Source organism: Leeuwenhoekiella polynyae (genome assembly GCF_004104075.1).
In the GTDB taxonomy this organism is placed as follows: Bacteria; Bacteroidota; Bacteroidia; order Flavobacteriales; family Flavobacteriaceae; genus Leeuwenhoekiella; species Leeuwenhoekiella polynyae.
The window spans coordinates 1-19067 of sequence record NZ_QOVK01000017.1 but is presented as its reverse complement, the minus strand read 5'-3'; the positions used below and the strand labels follow the sequence as shown (position 1 = coordinate 19067).

Genomic DNA, 19067 nt, shown 5'->3' with positions numbered 1-19067 from the left:
GAATCGGCTAAAATAAGAAAGCCGCTCCAATAGAGCGGCTTTTACTTTTTATTTTTGCGTTATCCTACTTAAAAGAAGTAACTCCAAATTTTTTAGCTTCAGCAACTGCACGCGGTGCAATTTGATTTAAAGCTTGTATACGTGTATCTGGAGATGGGTGAGTGCTTAAAATTTCTGAAGTACCTGAACCTCCCTGAGCCTTCATGCGTTCCCAAAGTTTAGGAGCCTCATAAGGATCATATCCGGCAATTGCCGCAATAATAGTTCCTATCTCATCAGCCTGGCTTTCGTGGCTTCTACTAAATGGCAAAATAGCACCTACAGTGCTTGCTGTACCATAGTATTGATTGAACAATTGCCCTGCTCTAGAATCGCCAAGCGCAATACCGCCCGCTGCTCCTACAATAGCCTGACCTTGCTGTGCAGTCATACGTTGGGCTCCGTGATTCGCTAATGCGTGAGCCAACTCATGACCTAAAATCATCGCCAGACCCGTCTCGTCCTGAGCTATAGGTAATATCCCGGTATATACTACGATTTTACCTCCCGGCATACAAAAAGCGTTTACAGCGTCATCTTTTACTAAGCTATACTCCCAGCGGTAATCGTCAAGATAATTTGGGTAACCTAAAGCTGTCATATAACGTTCTGCAGCTTTTGCTATATTATTTCCTACACGCTGAACCATTGCGGCTTCAGCTGTTCCTCTTACAACATTATTTTCAGATAAAAACTGATTGTATTGCTGAAAAGCCATTGGGAATATCTTCTCATTACTATAGGCGTTAAGCGTCTTTTTACCTGTGAATGGACTGGTTTTACAGCTTACAACCAGCACTATAGTCATACATGCGACGAGTATTTGTTTTAATTTCATTTTAGTTTATTAAAGATTAGCGAGTTGAAATTACAAATTATAACCTCTTGCATTTTAACATTTAGCTAAATTTTAGTACAACTTGTGAAAATTATCCTATTAAATGAACAACTGAAAAGCCCTTAGGTAATTTAAGATACTTATCCTTTTTATCCAGATTGTTTAAATCATAGGTAACATTATCTACTTTAATATTTTTGATAACAAAGGGCAAACCTATCAGGTTAAGTTTTATAATATCGTATTCAGTCTCATAAGTCCCAGACTTGTGTTGCTGTATCGTCAAGTCATTTTTCTTACCGGTCAATTTAAAACTCCGTAAACTATACCGCCCTTTCTTATAATCATAACCATCATTCGCATCCTCATAAACCTGAGATTTCATCGTTTCTTCGGCGAAATAAACATCGAGTTTTAACTCTCCAATAACCTTCTCCCCTACAAATTGTTGAACAGGGTATCTTGGTATAATTGAACCTGCTTTTACAAACATCGGGATGGTATCAAAATCTGCATCTACCCAAAGTTCGCGACCACCCTCAAGGACTTCATTAGTCCAGTAATCATACCAGTTCCCACGTGCCAAATACATTCTACGCCCTTTAGAATTAGGCTCTAAGATAGGACAAACTAAGATATTGTTTCCAAAAATGAATTCGTCTGTGCGGTAATGGGTATGCACATCATCCTGATCGTAATACACTAAAGGTTTTAGCATAGGTACGCCATCTGTGGCGTACTCGTAAAACATCGTGTATAAATACGGTAAAAGCGTGTAACGCATTTCGATGAACTTACGCGTGATATTTGTAACCTCATCATCAAAAGACCAAGGCTCCTGATCCCCATGATGCCCACTAGAATGCACTCTGCAAAACGGGTGAAAAACTCCAAGCTGAATCCATCTCACAAACAATTCACCAGTAGGTTGTTCTGCAAAACCGCCAATGTCTGTACCGGTAAAAGACATACCAGACAGACACATACGCTGCACTTGGTTATTAGCAATCCATAAATGCTCCCAAGTTGCAACATTATCACCCGTCCACGACGAAGTATAGCGCTGCGCACCACTATATGCTGAACGTGTAATGACCAAAGGCCTTTTTGGGTAAACAAACTTTTTTACCCCTTCATAAGTAGCTCGTGCCATCTGTGTACCATAGACGTTGTGGGCTTTACGGTGACTACACGGATGACCATCATAATCGTGTCGCACATCATCAGGAAATGTTTTCCCGGGAACCTCCATTACTGCAGGCTCGTTCATATCATTCCAAACTCCGCGCACTCCTATTTCACCTACTAATTCTTTAAACAAGCCGGCCCACCATTCTCGGACTTCAGGATTAGTATAATCTGGAAAGGCACATTCACCCGGCCATACTTTACCTATCATATAAGGACCGTCTGCACGTTTACAGAAATAATCATTTTCTAAAGCCTCTTTATAAACCCAATAATCCGGATCGATTTTAATTCCCGGATCTATAATAACTATGGTTTTAAAACCATCATCAAGCAACTCCTGCACCATACGCTTTGGATCAGGAAAATATTCTTTGTTCCAGGTAAAACACCTGAAACCTTCCATATAATCTATATCCAGATAGATGCCATCACAAGGAATTTTAAGATCTCTAAATTTTCGAGCAATTCCTTTTATAGTACTTTCAGGATAATAACTCCATTTACACTGCTGAAAGCCGAGAGTCCACAGTGGAGGTAATTCTGGTTTACCGGTAAGATGCGTGTAATTTTCTACTACTTCGTTCATCCCGGGACCGTAGAGAAAATAATAATTCATTTCACCTCCGGACGCCCAGAAACTGGTTACATCTAATCGCTCGTGACAAAAATCAAAATTAGACTTGAAGGTATTGTCAAAGAAAATTCCGTAAGCTCGCTTCTCTTTTAAACCGATATAAAAAGGAACCGTTTTATAGATCGGGTCTGTGTCTTTACCAAACGCATACGAATCTGTAGCCCAGTTAGAAACCTTTTTCCCTCTTAAATTGAGATGAACCGGCTTATCACCCAGACCGTAGAAGGCTTCTCCCGGATGTGAGCGTTTACTCATTTTGACTATATTTCCACCTAAAGGAAAACTTTCTTCATAATGAAAACCTATCTCATCTTCATTGATCAGATTTCCTTCAATATCAAGAATTTTAGTCTGCAGACTTATCTTTTCGACCTTAATGATAAGTTTAGCTGTGGTAATTATGTGGAAATTTTTATTCTCCGTAAGCTCCAGATGGTTGTAGCCTATGTGACTCTCAGGATCTATTGCATATGAAAAATCATCTTCTAGTATACCACGCGTACCATATCTAAACCGAATCACGCTGTCGCGTAAAACCGTTAATTCTAGTATGATATTATTTTCAGTGGTAAAATATAGTGTATCTACTTCTTGCCGGACGTTTACAACGGCATTGGGAAACTGATTACCCTTTTGTTCTAACTCCGTATTAATAATCATAAGTAGTCTTTATAACGTGTTGGGATTACTAAATTAAGGGTTTCTACGGGGAATCTAGTTTACTAAAGTAAAAGATATTAACTACAACGTTGCAATCAGCTCAATATAGTTAAAGTGCAAAAACCATTACTGCAAGTGGTGCTAAATCTATTTTTATAGAGTTTTCTCTATTATTCCACGGTACAGCTTCTACAGCAACACTTTCTGCAATATAATCACCGCTACCGCCATATTTTTTAGCGTTACTATTAAAGACCTCTCGGAGTTTGCCTCCTGCTTTATATAATTCTGCCGGTGCTCCCACCCTGTAATTTTCTCGAGGAACGGGAGTATAATTACAAACTACTAATACAGCTTCTTTAGACTTATACCCTTTTCTAATATATGTAAGCACACTGTTCTCGCCATCTGCCCACTCGATCCACTCAAAACCTTCCTGACTGAATTGTTTTTCAAATAAAGCAGGATGTGTCTTGTATAATTTATTAAGATCAATAACACATTGCTGTAAGCCGATATGAAAATCATATTCAAGCAAATGCCAATCTAAACTTTCCTGAAAATTCCATTCTGAACTTTGAGCAAATTCACCTCCCTGAAAAATCAGTTTAGTCCCGGGATGTGTGAACATATAACCAAACATCAAGCGTAAGTTTGCAAAACGCTCCCATTCAGTTCCCGGCATACGATCAAATAAAGATTTCTTACCATATACTACCTCATCGTGGGATAAGGGCAACATAAAGTTTTCTGAGAATGCATAAGTCAAACTGAAGGTTATATCGTTCTGATGAAACTTTCGATAAACCGGTTCTTTTTTAAAATACTCAAGTGTATCGTGCATCCACCCCATCATCCATTTCATACCAAAACCTAATCCTCCTAGAAATACTGGTTTTGAAACCCCTGTATAACTTGTAGATTCTTCTGCGATGGTTTGAACATCAGGAAAGTTTTTATAAACCGTCATGTTCAATTCTTCTAAGAACGAAATCGCATCTAGATTTTCTCTTCCGCCAAATTCATTAGGCTCCCACTCCCCGTCTTCACGAGAATAATCAAGATACAACATAGATGCAACTGCGTCTACGCGTAAACCATCAATATGATATTGATCTAACCAGAATAATGCGTTACTGATTAAAAATGCCCGCACTTCATTACGACCATAATTAAAGATCAAAGATTTCCAATCTGGATGCCACCCTTTTCGCGGATCTGGATGCTCATATAAGTGTGAGCCATCAAAATTACCCAAGCCATGAGCATCTTCAGGAAAATGCGAAGGAACCCAGTCAAGAATCACCCCAATACCTGCTTGATGAAATTTATCTACCAATAACATGAATTCTTCGGGATAACCAAATCTAGAAGTAGGTGCAAAATATCCTGTTAACTGATATCCCCAACTCGGATCGTAAGGGTATTCCATTATTGGCATAAATTCCACGTGCGTGAACTCCATTTTCTTTACGTAAGCCACCAGTTCATCAGCCATCTCGGTATAGCTCAGACTCCGATTCTCTTCACCTGTCTTGCGCCAAGAACTCAAATGCACTTCATATACTGAAAATGGGGTGTCTAGCGAATTATATTTTGCCCGGTTAGTCATCCATTTTTTATCCTTCCATTTATAATTTGCATCATAAACTACTGAAGCTGTTTTAGGTGGATGTTCTGCCCGTCTTGCAAACGGGTCGGCTTTTTCGGTCTTAATATCATTATTATTAGACTGAATCTTATACTTATAGATTGTGCCTGGCTCAACACCCGGAATAAAACCTTCCCAAATACCGCTGCCGTCCCAACGTACATTCAACTTATGGTCTCCTTCTATCCAAAAATTAAAGTCTCCCACAACAGAAACAGATTTTGCACTGGGCGCCCAGACCGCAAAATAAGTTCCCTTTTCACCGTTAACGGTCATAGGGTGTGAACCCAATTTTTCATAGAGTCTGAAATGCTTACCGGCCTTAAATAGCGAGATGTCAAATTCTGAAAATAAACTGTAAACGTGTACGTTACTCATAGTGTTGTTGGTTAAGAATATTAGAGATTCCTTTTAATGGAATTATAGCCCAGCGTGGTCGAGCATTTAACTCATAACCCAACTCGTATATAGCTTTCTCTAACAGGCAATATTGTAATAAAAATTCAATTTCTTTAATGTAACCAATATTTAAATTGGCTGTTTGCACTTCATTGATGTAGGTTTTTAAAAACACCCCTACAATATGACTGTAAAGCACTTCTGCAACCTCAAAAAGCTCTTCTAAGTCATAGCTATATTGCTCAAAATTGTTGAAAATAGTCGCGTAAATTGCGTAATTAAAAGATCTGAAAATCCCCGCTATATCTTTTATAGGAGGTTGTTTTACTTTTCGGTCTCTGATTGTGCTTTCAGGCTCGCCCTCAAAATCTATAATATAAAAATCACGATCTTTTACCAGAACCTGACCTAAGTGGTAATCTCCGTGAATACGCAGACGTTCACTTTTAAGCAAAGCTTCATCAAAATCAAGCAGTTGCTTTCTGATTATTTTTTTCTTGCTTAACAGTTCATTTGCCAGATCTAACTGTAAACCTTCTAATTTATGTAGGTTATTTTCTACCAGATTGATGCGGTTTTCAAATTGATAAATCAATCTGTTTTTTAACCAAACCGAATAATCACTACTGAAAGCCTGTGGCGTAAATGCTGTATTCACCCGTTCTTGCCCTAATGCGATGTGCATCTGGGCTGTACGCAATGCCAACTGTGAGACATCTTCAAAAAATTCTACCGGACACCAGGCTAATAATACGGGCGGGATATCTGTGATCGCAATTTGCCCCAAATATCTTGTAGGTCTTAAGGTTTCTAGTTTGGGCTTTTGTCTAGAAAGTTCTTCGAAAGTGAGTTTAAGATTATGTACAAAATATTCCCAGGCATCTCCTTGATTAGGAACAAGCTCTTGCATTAACCCCAGCGTGATCACATTTTTATTACTGAATTTTAAGGTGATGCTTCCTAAGTATTTTGGGGTATTTTTAAAAATACCTTTCATCGTAAGGTACTTGCTTATCTCATAATCAGGATTCTCATCTACATATACTCTCCTGAAAATTTTCAGAATATAACTATCATTATAAACGATTGAAGTATTGCTTTGCTCTACTCCTATCAACTTACTGCTTTCGTAAGATTGTGCGGTATTAGAACGACCACGACGATAAGCAACTTCTTTATATCTGTACTTTTCGCCCTCTAATATTTTTTCAAAGATTTGCTTTCGGAAAGACTCTAACAGCAATGCATCTACCAGAAATCCTGCTGTACCATTTAAGTTTAAATGTGCGATAAATTTATCGCCTATCAATGACTGATCTGTTACAAAAGCAATGGGTAAAAAATAGTTATGTACAAAAGCTTCTTTAAAATTAACTTCCAGAACAATACCATAAAATAAATCTTGATCGTCTTCTATAGGAAAACAGTCTATAATCTCAATATACTTGAGCGCACTGGCTTTACCACCATACCAACGCTGGTTAAGAATATATGGCTCTAGAATATCATCACACAACTCTTTTCTAAACCGGTCTAACTCAGTTAGGGTATTCCAATCTGAGTCATATTTAAACGAAATGCGACCATCTATTTCCTGATCCTGAGCCATTTATTAGTTTCTTTTGAAGTTAGTTGTTAATTTGTAAGCTTTCCTATTTAAAAATCTGAAAAATATGGAATGGCATTGCCGGGTGTAGCTCGACATAATTCCATTCATCATTCCAAGTGTAGGTATTGTCTGTGACCAGATCTTTGAGCATCAATTCTGAACCTGGAGTAAGATTCATAGATTCAAAAGGTACTCTCAAGCTACCCGATTGTTGATAATAAGGATCCAAACTTATTACTACTAAAAGCTCACTGGTTCGGTCTTGATTCCATTTATAAAATGCCATCATACCCTCGTTATGCAAATCACAAAATCTAATATTATTAGTCTGTTGCAAAGCCTCGTGCTGTTTTCTAATCGCATTAATCTTAGTGATAAGACGAATGAGCTTGTTATCAGTATTCCAGTCCCAGTGGCATATTTGATATTTTTCAGAATTCATGTATTCTTCCTTCCCAGGAACCGGTTCACTTACCATAAATTCATACACTGGACCATAAAGCCCAATGTTTGAGCTCAACGTAGCGGCGAGCGCATAACGAATTATATGCTGTGCCTCATTAGCACCTTGTAAATGATACGGGTTAATATCTGGCGTGTTTGGCCAAAAATTAGGTCTAAAATATTCCTTTTGATTGGTCTGAGTCAACTCGGTCATATACTCGGTCAATTCATGCTTGCTCGTACGCCATGTAAAATACGTATACGACTGACTATAACCTTGTTTTGCGAGCTGCTGCATCACTTTAGGACGTGAGAATGCTTCTGCTAAAAACAGTACATCCGGATGTTTTTTCTTTATTTCGGTAATAAACCAGTTCCAGAAATAATAGGGTTTAGTATGTGGGTTATCAACTCTAAAAACTTTTACTCCAAAATCTATCCAGTGAAAAGCAACGCTCAATAACTCCTTCCATAAATCTTTAAAATCTTCAGACTCCCAATAGAAGTTTACGATATCCTGATATTTCTTAGGTGGATTTTCTGCATATTGCATTGTACCATCTGGACGTTTTTTAAACCAAGAAGGATGCTCCTTTAAATAGGGATGATCTGGCGCAGCCTGAAAAGCTAAATCCATCGCTACTTCTATCCCTAAACTATTTGCATTATTTATAAGGTTTCTAAAATCTTTTTCAGAACCCAACTCCGGATGAATAGCCTTATGCCCACCCAAATGCGAACCTATTCCCCACGGCACACCACTATCTCCTTCTTCTGCATTGGTTGCGTTATTTCTTCCTTTACGATTTACCTCTCCAATAGGGTGAATGGGCGGAAAATATAAGGTGTCAAAGCCCATTGAAGCCACACGAGGCAGCAAACGCTCACAGTCTTTAAAGGTACCGTGCTTCCCCGGCTCCTGACTCGCAGACCGCGGAAAGAACTCATACCACGTACTAAAACGTGCCTTTAAGCGGTCTACATATATTTTTAATGCAGCACTCTCGTTTGCAAATTTACGGGTAGGATTATCTTTAAAAATGCAGTGTAAATCTTCAGAAACTGCATAGCGACACGCCTCATCATAGCGTTGCTCATCAGCAAAAAGCTCTTTTACAATACGCACATAATGCTTTCCGTCTTCATCCAGCTTTGCCTCTACCGCTTCCAGATATTGTATTCCGTCAAGTAATTCACTTTTCACATATTGTGCATCTTTCAGCTTTGCTTCAATACCGTGCTGCCAGTTTAAAGCATGATCAATCCACCCTCGTATTTTATATTCATAAAAACCTTGATTTTCAACTACAAAATTAGCGGAATACGCATCGTTAACTCTGTGCGCTAATCGTTCGGTTTTCCAGACTTTATCTTGTTCCCATTTATAGCAAACTTCAGCTTCTACAACATCATGCCCGTCACCCAGAACATCTGCAGTAACTTGCACCAGTTCACCGATCACTCTCTTTATAAAAAAATCCCCGCCTTGCAGTTGGGGCTCTACATTCTCAATTACTATACGTTCTCTAGTCAAGGTTAGTTAGTTTTATATTTTCAGTTGAACACCTCTAAAAATAGCAATAATTAATTAGAAGACGATACATTATATGAATTTGACAAAGGCTTAACAAACACAACAGGCGTTAGTCTTTTGTTAAATGTGCGACTAAAACAAACCAAAGGATAGCGCTTTGCGTAATTTTAAAAAAATGATAATGAAAAAAATACTTCTATTGGGTCTGTTATTAGGCCTTAACGCTTGTAAGGGAACAGCTCAAAATGATAAACAAGAAACGTTTCCGGTATCTAAAACAGATGCTGAATGGAAAGCAGAATTAAGTCCTGAAGAATTTCAGGTTTTGCGACGAGAGGCTACAGAAACACCATTTAGCAGTGATCTTTTAGAGAACAAACAAGAAGGTACTTATGTTTGTGCAGCTTGCCAAAATCCTGTTTTTAAGAGCAGCACTAAATTTGACAGCGGTACCGGCTGGCCGTCTTTTTACGATTATATTGAAGGGAATGTTGCTTTTGGCTCAGATAACAAATTGGGCTACACCCGTAGTGAAGAACATTGCGCAAATTGTGGTGGACATTTAGGTCATGTTTTTAACGACGGACCAAAGCCTACCGGTAAGCGGCATTGTATAAACGGTGTTGCGCTTAACTTTGTACCTGAAGCCCCCTAACCCCCAAAGGGGAACAGACCCTATCTTAAAACAAAATTTTATATTACAAAAAGCCTCCCTCTGAAGAGAGGTTGGAGGGATGTAAAAAAAGATCTAAACTTAAAACATAAAGATTTCCGACGAAGCTTGTGCTGAGTGCGTCGAAGTACGGAAATGATGAAAATAATATGAAAGAATATCCAATACAAAAAACGGAAGCCCAATGGAAAGAAGAGTTGAATCCAGAACGGTATCATATATTACGTGGTAAAGGGACTGAAAGACCCCATACCGGTAAATACAATCTGCATTTTGAAAAAGACGGCACCTACCACTGTGGTGCTTGTGATGCAAAACTTTTTGAAGCAAATAGCAAATTTGAAAGCGGTTGCGGATGGCCCAGTTTTGATGAATCTATAGACGGTGCTGTAGAATATGTGCGTGATACCACTTTTGGAATGATGCGAACTGAAATTTTGTGTGCCAATTGCGGAAGCCACTTGGGTCATGTCTTTGATGATGGACCAACAGAAACCGGTCAACGATATTGCGTGAACTCTGCCTCAATAGATTACGACAGTAATTAGATTAATTTTCAGCACAATCTAAAAAAAAAATTCGTTAATAATTTATTAAAACTTATAGGTTTAGGATAGTTTTAAAATTTTCGGAATAACTCTTGATTTAAATTTAGCCTAAACTTGAAAAACATACAATTATGAAAAAAACAACAACAATATTAAGCCTATTATTAGTTATAATTCTAACATCTTGCTCAGGTTCTGATGGTAGAGATGGTGTTGATGGATTAGACGCAGAATATTCTAAAGTGATCGAAGTTACAGGTATAGATTATGTCTATGACGATGCCAATAACGAATGGTTTACACAAAACCCTATCCCATTTGACGGAGTTGAAGTTTTAGAAGGTGACGCAGTGCTAGTGTATTTAGCTGATGGAAGTGTTACCGCTTCTGATGGTGAACCTACAGAATTATGGAAACTTATGCCCATAACCTTTTTTGATGCTAATGGAGAGTTTCAATATGAATTTAATCACACTTTTGAAAACGTAGAATTAAATATAGTAGGTAATTTCGATTTGAGTACTCTTAACAACGCTGCCGTTTCAAATCAAACAGTTAGAATCGTTATTATACCTACGGAATATGCTGAAAATTTCAACGGTGACTTCTCAAATTATAATGAAGTAATGTCTGCTTTAGAGCTGAATGAATCTGATGTTCAAATTCTTCAATAATAATATTTAAGACTATAAATTTATGAAAGGCTTACTCACGGAAATACGAAAATGTTCCGTTTGTAAGCCTTTTTTGCCTTTAGGAGCTAACCCTATTATTTCGGCCTCGCCTCAAAGTAAAATTGTCTTAGCCAGCCAGGCTCCGGGAAAAATTGCTCATGAAAATTCAATCGCTTGGGATGACCCCAGTGGCAAACGTTTACGAAAGTGGCTTGATGTAGATGAAAAAACCTTTTACAATCCCGATAATTTTGCGATTCTGCCTTTAGGCTTTTGTTATCCCGGTAAAGGCAAGACCGGAGACCTCCCTCCCAGACCTGAGTGTGCTCCGCTTTGGCACAAAAAAGTAACCGATCAATTTGCAAATGATCCGCTTCATATATTAATTGGCAATCATTCGCAAAGCTATTATTTGCAAGACAAGCTCACGCTTACCAGGCGTCTTCAGAATTTCACAGAATATCTGCCCAACTATTTTGTACTCCCCCACCCTTCACCGGTAAACCATTTCTGGATGAATAAAAACAAATGGTTTGAAACCGATGTCATTCCTGTTTTACAAAACGAGATTAAAAAGCGCTTAAAATAACCAACACTCTCAAAATCACAAGCACAACCGCGTTCGTTTTTTAGGGTTTTTATGCGTAAATTCGTGCCTTCAAATTTCACTGAAAACTATGAGTAAATACGATATTATTGTCTTAGGAAGTGGACCCGGTGGTTATGTAACAGCTATCAGAGCTTCACAATTAGGTTTTAAAACCGCTATTGTAGAAAAAGAAAGCCTTGGAGGCGTTTGTTTGAACTGGGGTTGTATTCCCACTAAAGCCCTTCTAAAAAGTGCACAGGTATTTGAATATCTTAAACATGCTGAAGATTACGGTCTTAAAGTAGATGGTGCAGATAAAGATTTTGATGCTGTTGTAAGGCGTAGTCGTGGTGTTGCAGAAGGAATGAGCAAAGGTGTTCAATTCTTGATGAAAAAGAATAAAATCGACGTTATTGAAGGTTTTGGAAAATTAAAACCCGGTAAGAAAATTGATGTTGATGGCACAGAGTACAGCGCCGATAACATCATTATCGCAACGGGTGCGCGTTCTCGCGAGTTACCAAGCCTTAAACAAGACGGTAAAAAAATTATAGGTTATCGGGAAGCGATGACTTTAAAAGAGCAACCAAAAAAGATGATCGTAGTAGGTTCTGGTGCGATAGGTTGTGAGTTTGGTAGTTTTTACAATTCAATGGGAACAGAAGTAACCATCGTTGAGTATTTGCCAAACATCGTTCCTGTTGAAGATGAGGAAGTTTCTAAACAATTTGAACGCAGTCTTAAAAAGGCAGGGATCAAAGTTATGACTGGTTCTTCTGTAGAATCTGTTGACACATCTGGTGACGGCGTTGTTGCGACTGTTAAGACAAAAAAAGGAGAAGAAAAGCTAGAAGCTGATATCGTTCTTTCGGCAGTGGGCATTAAAACCAATATTGAAGGAATAGGTCTTGAAGATGTGGGTATCATTACTGATAAAGACAAAGTTATTGTGAATGATTGGTACCAGACCAACATGCCGGGATACTACGCGATAGGTGATATCACTCCCGGACCAGCACTAGCTCACGTAGCATCGGCTGAAGGTATCATTTGTGTGGAGAAATTAGCAGGAATGCATGTTGAGAAACTAGACTACGGAAACATCCCGGGATGTACGTATGCTTCTCCTGAAATTGCTTCTGTAGGTATGACTGAAAAGCAAGCTAAAGAAGCTGGTTACGAATTGAAAATTGGTAAATTCCCATTCTCTGCTTCTGGTAAAGCAAGTGCTTCTGGAAATAAAGACGGATTTGTAAAAGTTATTTTTGATGCAAAATATGGGGAATGGTTAGGTTGCCATATGATTGGTGCCGGCGTTACTGATATGATCGCTGAAGCGGTTTTAGGTCGTAAGCTTGAAACTACAGGTCACGAAGTATTAAAAGCTGTTCACCCACACCCTACAATGAGTGAAGCTGTGATGGAAGCTGTAGCTGCTGCTTATGATGAAGTAATTCACTTATAATATAGCTTACACTTAAAATAAAAAACCTGCGATTAATAAAATTGCAGGTTTTTTTATACTAAAAGATGTCAAAGCTTATAAAGAAGGATCTATTTTAGCTTCTAACTCAAGATTTAATCTTACTTTAAGATCATTAGCATCTTCTGTACTATCAAATTTAACGACTAGCTTCAAACTTGTAGACTTGGCATATTCATCTAAATAATCATCAGTCGTCTCAAGTTCAATAACAGTCTGTCCCGTAGGTACAGAATTTAAACTTGCTATTTCTTTGTATTCTAAATCGTCAGTGCGTACACCCAAAGTAACTGAATTTATAAAATCAAAATTATCTTGGTCGTCTGCACTCACCAGTTCTATTTCCAAGTCATCTAACTGTATATCCTCAACTTGATCGATGGTGTTATCTACACCACTCTCATTTTCTAATGCCCCTCTTAAATTGACATCTGTTTCAACAGGAATCTCAAAAGGATTAATAGGTAGATAGTCAATACTTGCATCTACACTTACCGGAATATCATCTATTGTTCTAATACGATCTATAATGTTATCGTCATCACTACAAGAGCTTACAGACAATCCTGTAATTGTAAGGGCTAAAAATAAATACTTTTTCATAATTTGTTTTTTTGCTTGCCACAAAGCAACAAAAACAAAGCAGGATTAGTTCTTAAGCTCTGGTTAAAAACCCTTAAACAAATAACAATATTTTAATCCAAGAGTTAAGTAGGAATTAAATCCTGATACCAAAATTTGGTATCCCAAGGTTTTTTATCATCAGAAAAACAATTATCATCATTGCTTTCTGATGGTTCATATTTACGATTAACTTTCTCTCCTATTTTAAACTCTATTGAGTTTGAGAAAATAGGTCCATCAAAAACAAAAGTGTGAAATTCTCCATTTTCTCCACAAGGATCTACATTTTTGGGCAAATCTGCCACAAACTGATGATCTAGTATTCTACCCACAAAAGATTCGTCTAGGTATTTTCCATTTACGCAAACCGTGATTGCCTTAAAACCCAGATCAATAAATTCAGTTATTAATTGTTTAGTGTCTTTTTTCCATAGCGGAAAAACTGCTTTAAGTCCTACGGAAGCTAGCTGTTCTTCCCGATAAGCCTTAAGATCTTCCAAAAAAATATCGCCAAAAATAGTATGGGTATTTCCACCTGAAACCAATCGGTTTGCTACAGCTCCTAAAATCTTTGAATATTCGGTCATTGTTACATTGCCAGCCAATGGAATTTTCTCAAGCGGTAATCCTAAACGTTCCGCCTGAAGGTCTAAAAGCTCTTCTCGTAAACCATGCATAGAAACACGCTCAACATCAGTGTTAACGGTAGTAACTAGTTTTGTAATCTTGAATTCTCTTTCAGTCAGAACTTTATAGAGTGCTAATGCAGAATCTTTACCACTACTCCAATTAAAATAAGCTTGTTTCAAAAGATAATTTTAAAGAAATGATTTAATCGCTAATTCGTAGCTCTGCAAACCAAAACCTACGATGATTCCTGTAGCATGTTTTGAAATGTAAGATTGATGCCGAAATGATTCGCGAGCAAAGGTATTAGATATATGAACCTCAATGACCGGTACCGAAACCGCAGCAATAGCATCACCAATTCCTACTGAGGTATGCGTATACGCCGCTGCATTAAGCACGACCCCGTCAAAAACACCGTCTGCATCTTGGATTTTGGTAATTAAATCCCCTTCAGAATTGGATTGAAAATAAGAGAGTTCGGTCTCTTTAAATTGAAATTGAAGCTTCGAGAAATAATCTCCAAAAGATTGATTGCCGTAAACATCAGGTTCGCGTTTACCTAAGAGGTTTAAATTGGGCCCGTTTATAATGAGTATTTTGAGTTCTTGTGCCATTTACATAAATTGAAATAGTTACTGCTAATAAAGCAAAATAAATATCGTTTAAATCGGAATTATCAAGTAAAGGTAATTTAAAAAATTACCATAAAAAAAGCCCCGCGTTGCGAGGCTATTTCTAGAATTGGTTGGTTATTGAAGTAGCTTTTAGAATACAAAACCTACACCTGCCTGAATTGCATAGTTGTAAGCATTTACATTGTCATAGATTTTTGTAAATCCTCTGGTATAACGTCCTTGAATAAACAGACCGCTATCAAACTGGTATTCTAAACCTGCAGCTGTACCAAACTCAAAATCGTTTGCTCCGTTTACAATATCAATATCGCCAGAAGCAGATGTTGGCTGGTTATCGATCTCTTCACTAACTAAAAAGTTGAAAGATGGACCTGCTTGTAAGCTCAAACCATCTGCCAAGTAAATTTTAGCCATTAAAGGCACTTGGATGTAGTCTAACTGATACTCTATATTGTCATCAACATCTAGAAAGTTATCCTCATCAATTGCTGCGATAGTAGAACCCTGAGCAGAATAAATTACCTCTGGTTGAATAGAAAACATTTCAGAAATAGGAAGCTCCGCAACTAAACCTGCATAAAAACTGGTTCTTGAATCTTGATCTGCAGAATCATCTCCTGCGATATTCGCAAAATTCACCCCACCTTTAACTCCAAAATGAAACGTATCTTGAGCCTTAGCTGCTGTAGTACCCAATGCAATAAAACTTGCAATTAAAATTAGCTTTTTCATAAATAATTTGTTGTTTATAATTTTCGACAAAGCTATATTCTATAAGGCCTAAGAAGTATTAATAGAACTCTAAGATTTATTTAAAGAATTCACAATTGGCAAGGGTTAACAACAAAAAGAGCAAACAATTTGACTGCCTGTTAATTAAGATTTTTAGGGATTTTTGATAAACGATTTAAACTTCATTAATAACCTGAAAACTAAAATTTTGTGTTTTATTGTATAAAACACAAACTATATTTCAAATGTTAATTTCTGTTAATAAGTAATAAAAACGAAAGCTCAGTATATCATTTTTAATCAAAGCGAAGATGCTGATCACTAATTTTAAATGGTGAAGTGAAAAAAGAATTTCGGTTTAAAACAAAAAAAAACACCTCTTGAAAGAGGTGTTTTTATAAGGTAAGTTATACTATTTTTTAATTGAAGATAAATCCTAATGAAGCGGCAAACACACCGTTTTTAGTTGCGTTATCTCCCGTCTCACCATCATAAATATCTGTGAATCCCTGAGTATAACGCGCATTTAAATACATACCCCCGTTAAATTTGTAACCTACTCCTACTGCACCAGCAAAGTCAATATCATTAAAATTGTCTTCATTTAAGCCTAAAGTTGCATTAGGACCCTCAATTTTACTATCAACTAGAAATCCAACTTGTGGACCTGCTTCTAAATATAGACCTTGAACTAAGTAAATCTTAGCCAAAACAGGAACATTAATATAATTCAGTTGAAATTCGGTATCCTGATCATTATCCCGCTGAATCAAATCAAAACCTTGACCTGAGTAAAAAACCTCCGGTTGGATTGCGAATTTCTCTGTTACCGGGATTTCAACAAGAGCACCTAAATTAAAAGAAGTTCTGGCACTATCATCATCAAATTCACCAAAACGATCTCCTGTTAAATTTGAAAAGTTAACACCACCCTTAATACCAAAGGCTAACTCGCTTTGCGCTTGAATGAGAGAAGTAGTTCCAAAAACAAGTATTGCTGCAAAAAATAATTTTTTCATGATTTTTATATTTAGATTTGAAACAAAACTACTTTTCGAGGAGACACACTCCTATTAATGCTGTTATAAAATATCTCTAAAGTATTCCCAAAAACACCATACTTCATTTATGAATTGGCAAAAATCGTTAATAGATTATAAATTATTCTTAAAGCTTGAGCGCGGCCTTTCAGAAAATTCTGTAATCAATTATGGCCTCGATGTTGCCAAACTCATCAATTGGATTGAAGAAAATTCAATTACAGAAAGTCCAATTTCTATCCATAAGGAACGCCTTCAGGAATTCATTTACGCTAATGTCAAAGCCCTAAATGCAGCCTCACAAGCGCGTTTAATTTCAGGGTTAAAAGGATATTTTGATTATTTGGTATTTGAAGATTACCGCAAAGACAATCCAACCGATTTAATAGAATCTCCCAAAGTAGGTCGAAAACTTCCGGATACCTTATCTGAAAAAGAGATCGACCAAATCATAGAATCAATAGACCTCAGCACACCCCAGGGAGAACGTAATCGTGCAATTATAGAAACGCTATATGGGTGTGGCCTCCGCGTCTCTGAGTTACTCAACTTAAAATTATCAGACCTGTTTTTTGATGAAGGTTACATTTTAGTTACGGGTAAAGGTGATAAACAGCGCTTTGTACCCATCGCTCCAACAACGCAAAAGTTTATCACTATATATATAGAACAGATACGAGCTCATGAGGAACCAAAACCAGAATTCACCAATACCCTTTTTTTAAACAGGCGCGGTGCGCAACTCACAAGAGCGATGATTTTTACTATCGTTCGTAACCATACTCAAAAAGCCGGTATAAAAAAGAAAATTAGTCCGCATACATTCAGACACTCTTTTGCCACACATTTACTACAAAATGGAGCAGACTTAAGAGCCATACAACAAATGCTGGGGCACGAAAGCATAACTACTACCGAAGTATATATGCATGTAGATCGCACGCATCTAGCCGAAGTAATGAACACCTTTCATCCCAGAAAATAAAAAGCGGTTTATTTAAAATATAAATTAAAAAATCCCGAACTATTACAATCCGGGATCTTTCAACTAACCAAAAAAAAACTTACTTACTTAATCTTAGGAAACTTCAATTAAGCGTTTTGCCTGAACTTTAGCTTCCTCTTTCTTTGGGATTGAAATATTTAAAACCCCATTATCATAACTTGCATTAATCTTAGCGCTATTTACCGTTTCAGGTAAGCTAAATGCACGTTTAAACGTACTGTAACTAAACTCCCTACGGGTATACTTTCCTTTATCTTCAAATTTCTCAGATTCTTTACTTTCCTGAGCAGAAATGGTTAAAACATCATGATCTAACTCGATATTGAAATCTGCCTTAGTCTTTCCAGGAGCTGCTACCGCAAGTTCAAAACTCTCTTCATTCTCTATAATATTAACAGCTGGTATACTCACCCCTATGCTGTTAACATTTGTAGTTCCACCTAACCAGTCTGTTTTAAACATATCGTCAAAAACTGATGGTAACCAATTCTCGTTTGTTCGCTTTACTAAACTCATATCTATAAATTTTATGTTATGCTTTTTGTTTACGCTTAGATATTAGCAAAACAGATACCAATGCATTCACTAAGCCATTATGTCATTAATTAATGAGTTTAAGGTGACTTTTTGTCAATTTTAAATAAAATAAAAAGCCCGACTGAAACAGTCGGGCTTTTAGGACTAACTAAAAATATTAAACTAAAACTATCTAGTACCTTCTATTTTTACCGGTACGTGATAGGTTTGACCAATTAAAGCTTTAGAATCAAGCTTTTTATAATTTAAGCGACCTTGTATAAACTTCTCTATAGAAGCATCCTTAGAGTCTACATTAAGTACAACTACCTCGTTGTTCTTATTAACCGTGAAAGAGACTTTTACTGAAATGGTTTCTTCAACTTCAAAGTTGGGATCAGATAAGAAATTACCCAATTCTCTGTTCATTGCCTTTTTAACAGCTTTACTTGTAGTCTTTGCTGTTGGCTCGGTTGGTTCTGTTGTGTTTGCGTTTACCGCTGTACCGCAGATGATTGCAACTGCAAGTACCATTGTTTTAAAAGTTTTCATAATGTTTGATTTTTGAATGATGTACTAAAAAGACGCTCCAAAAAGCAAACAGTTACACCTCCAAAATCAATTTAACAGTTTATTAACTAATTCAAACCTTAACAATCAAGCAGTTACCCAACAAAACTAAATCAATTAAGCAAATGCTATCTTGCTATTTTTCAGCCTATTACAAATAATAAACAACGTCAATAATTTTAATAAATTAATTTTTTATTTTTTTATCCAAATCGCAAATGATTGAAATATGTCTAGTCCTAAATAAACGATACAGATTATTGATGGATTAAATTTATAATTTAAAGCTTGACGATTCTATTATCGTCAAGCTTTTTTGATTTATACCGTTTTGGTTTTATCTTATCT

The 19067-nt window shown here is 37.0% G+C and carries 18 protein-coding genes; 6 read left to right on the top strand and 12 right to left on the bottom strand.

The window, feature by feature from the left end; genetic code table 11:
• Positions 1–64: 64 nt before the first annotated feature.
• The 5 genes from DSM02_RS15070 to DSM02_RS15050 form a co-directional block, all read right to left on the bottom strand.
• Positions 65–877: a M48 family metallopeptidase gene (locus DSM02_RS15070; protein ID WP_128766395.1), complete on the bottom strand. Its 813-nt coding sequence runs from the start codon at positions 875–877 to the stop codon at positions 65–67.
• A gap of 91 nt (positions 878–968) precedes the next feature.
• Positions 969–3362, bottom strand: a complete 2394-nt coding sequence (locus tag DSM02_RS15065; RefSeq protein WP_128766394.1) for a glycoside hydrolase family 31 protein — start codon at positions 3360–3362, stop codon at positions 969–971.
• 109 nt (positions 3363–3471) lie between these two features.
• Entirely contained in the window at positions 3472–5391 is a 1920-nt protein-coding gene (glgB, locus tag DSM02_RS15060; RefSeq protein ID WP_128766393.1) for a 1,4-alpha-glucan branching protein GlgB, read from the bottom strand.
• Positions 5384–7021 (bottom strand): phosphotransferase, encoded by a 1638-nt coding sequence (locus tag DSM02_RS15055; RefSeq protein ID WP_128766392.1) that lies wholly within the window; start codon positions 7019–7021, stop codon positions 5384–5386. The genes glgB and DSM02_RS15055 overlap by 8 nt, the downstream gene beginning before the upstream one ends.
• Positions 7022–7064: 43 nt before the next feature.
• On the bottom strand, positions 7065–8999 hold the full coding sequence (locus DSM02_RS15050) for an alpha-1,4-glucan--maltose-1-phosphate maltosyltransferase (RefSeq protein WP_128766391.1): 1935 nt from the start codon (positions 8997–8999) through the stop codon (positions 7065–7067).
• A 181-nt stretch (positions 9000–9180) separates the two neighbouring features.
• Between DSM02_RS15050 and msrB (DSM02_RS15045) the strand changes: the two genes are divergently transcribed.
• The 5 genes from msrB (DSM02_RS15045) to lpdA all read left to right on the top strand — a co-directional run bounded on the left by msrB (DSM02_RS15045) (position 9181) and on the right by lpdA (position 12948).
• Positions 9181–9654, top strand: a complete 474-nt coding sequence (gene msrB / locus DSM02_RS15045; protein ID WP_128766390.1) for a peptide-methionine (R)-S-oxide reductase MsrB — start codon at positions 9181–9183, stop codon at positions 9652–9654.
• 167 nt (positions 9655–9821) lie between these two features.
• Positions 9822–10220 carry a peptide-methionine (R)-S-oxide reductase MsrB gene (msrB, locus tag DSM02_RS15040; protein WP_128766389.1) on the top strand — a complete coding sequence of 133 codons (399 nt, stop codon included), beginning with the start codon at positions 9822–9824 and terminating at the stop codon, positions 10218–10220.
• A gap of 131 nt (positions 10221–10351) precedes the next feature.
• Positions 10352–10894, top strand: a complete 543-nt coding sequence (locus DSM02_RS15035; RefSeq protein ID WP_128766388.1) for a collagen-like protein — start codon at positions 10352–10354, stop codon at positions 10892–10894.
• A gap of 22 nt (positions 10895–10916) precedes the next feature.
• Positions 10917–11483, top strand: coding sequence for a uracil-DNA glycosylase family protein (locus tag DSM02_RS15030; RefSeq protein WP_128766387.1), 567 nt, complete (start codon positions 10917–10919; stop codon positions 11481–11483).
• A gap of 88 nt (positions 11484–11571) precedes the next feature.
• Positions 11572–12948, top strand: a complete 1377-nt coding sequence (gene lpdA, locus DSM02_RS15025; RefSeq protein WP_128766386.1) for a dihydrolipoyl dehydrogenase — start codon at positions 11572–11574, stop codon at positions 12946–12948.
• Between the two features lie 75 nt (positions 12949–13023).
• Here the strand turns inward: lpdA and DSM02_RS15020 are convergent, their stop codons facing one another.
• The 5 genes from DSM02_RS15020 to DSM02_RS15000 form a co-directional block, all read right to left on the bottom strand.
• Positions 13024–13569, bottom strand: coding sequence for a hypothetical protein (locus DSM02_RS15020; RefSeq protein WP_128766385.1), 546 nt, complete (start codon positions 13567–13569; stop codon positions 13024–13026).
• A 104-nt stretch (positions 13570–13673) separates the two neighbouring features.
• Entirely contained in the window at positions 13674–14399 is a 726-nt protein-coding gene (locus DSM02_RS15015; RefSeq protein ID WP_128766384.1) for a Dph6-related ATP pyrophosphatase, read from the bottom strand.
• A 9-nt stretch (positions 14400–14408) separates the two neighbouring features.
• Positions 14409–14834 carry a type II 3-dehydroquinate dehydratase gene (aroQ, locus tag DSM02_RS15010; protein ID WP_128766383.1) on the bottom strand — a complete coding sequence of 142 codons (426 nt, stop codon included), beginning with the start codon at positions 14832–14834 and terminating at the stop codon, positions 14409–14411.
• Between the two features lie 150 nt (positions 14835–14984).
• Positions 14985–15587: a porin family protein gene (locus tag DSM02_RS15005; protein ID WP_128766382.1), complete on the bottom strand. Its 603-nt coding sequence runs from the start codon at positions 15585–15587 to the stop codon at positions 14985–14987.
• 419 nt (positions 15588–16006) lie between these two features.
• Complete coding sequence (locus DSM02_RS15000) at positions 16007–16606, bottom strand: porin family protein (protein WP_128766381.1); 600 nt, start codon at positions 16604–16606, stop codon at positions 16007–16009.
• Between the two features lie 109 nt (positions 16607–16715).
• On the opposite strand from DSM02_RS15000, the gene DSM02_RS14995 reads away from it, so the two are divergent.
• Complete coding sequence (locus DSM02_RS14995; RefSeq protein ID WP_128766380.1) at positions 16716–17612, top strand: site-specific tyrosine recombinase; 897 nt, start codon at positions 16716–16718, stop codon at positions 17610–17612.
• A gap of 93 nt (positions 17613–17705) precedes the next feature.
• Here DSM02_RS14995 and DSM02_RS14990 read toward each other — a convergent pair whose 3' ends face one another.
• Together DSM02_RS14990 and DSM02_RS14985 are read right to left on the bottom strand one after the other, a co-directional pair.
• Positions 17706–18149, bottom strand: coding sequence for an Hsp20/alpha crystallin family protein (locus DSM02_RS14990; protein ID WP_128766379.1), 444 nt, complete (start codon positions 18147–18149; stop codon positions 17706–17708).
• A gap of 189 nt (positions 18150–18338) precedes the next feature.
• The gene (locus tag DSM02_RS14985; protein WP_128766378.1) at positions 18339–18701 is read right to left on the bottom strand and encodes a hypothetical protein; all 363 of its coding nucleotides are present in this window, start codon (positions 18699–18701) and stop codon (positions 18339–18341) included.
• Between the last annotated feature and the right edge of the window lie 366 nt (positions 18702–19067).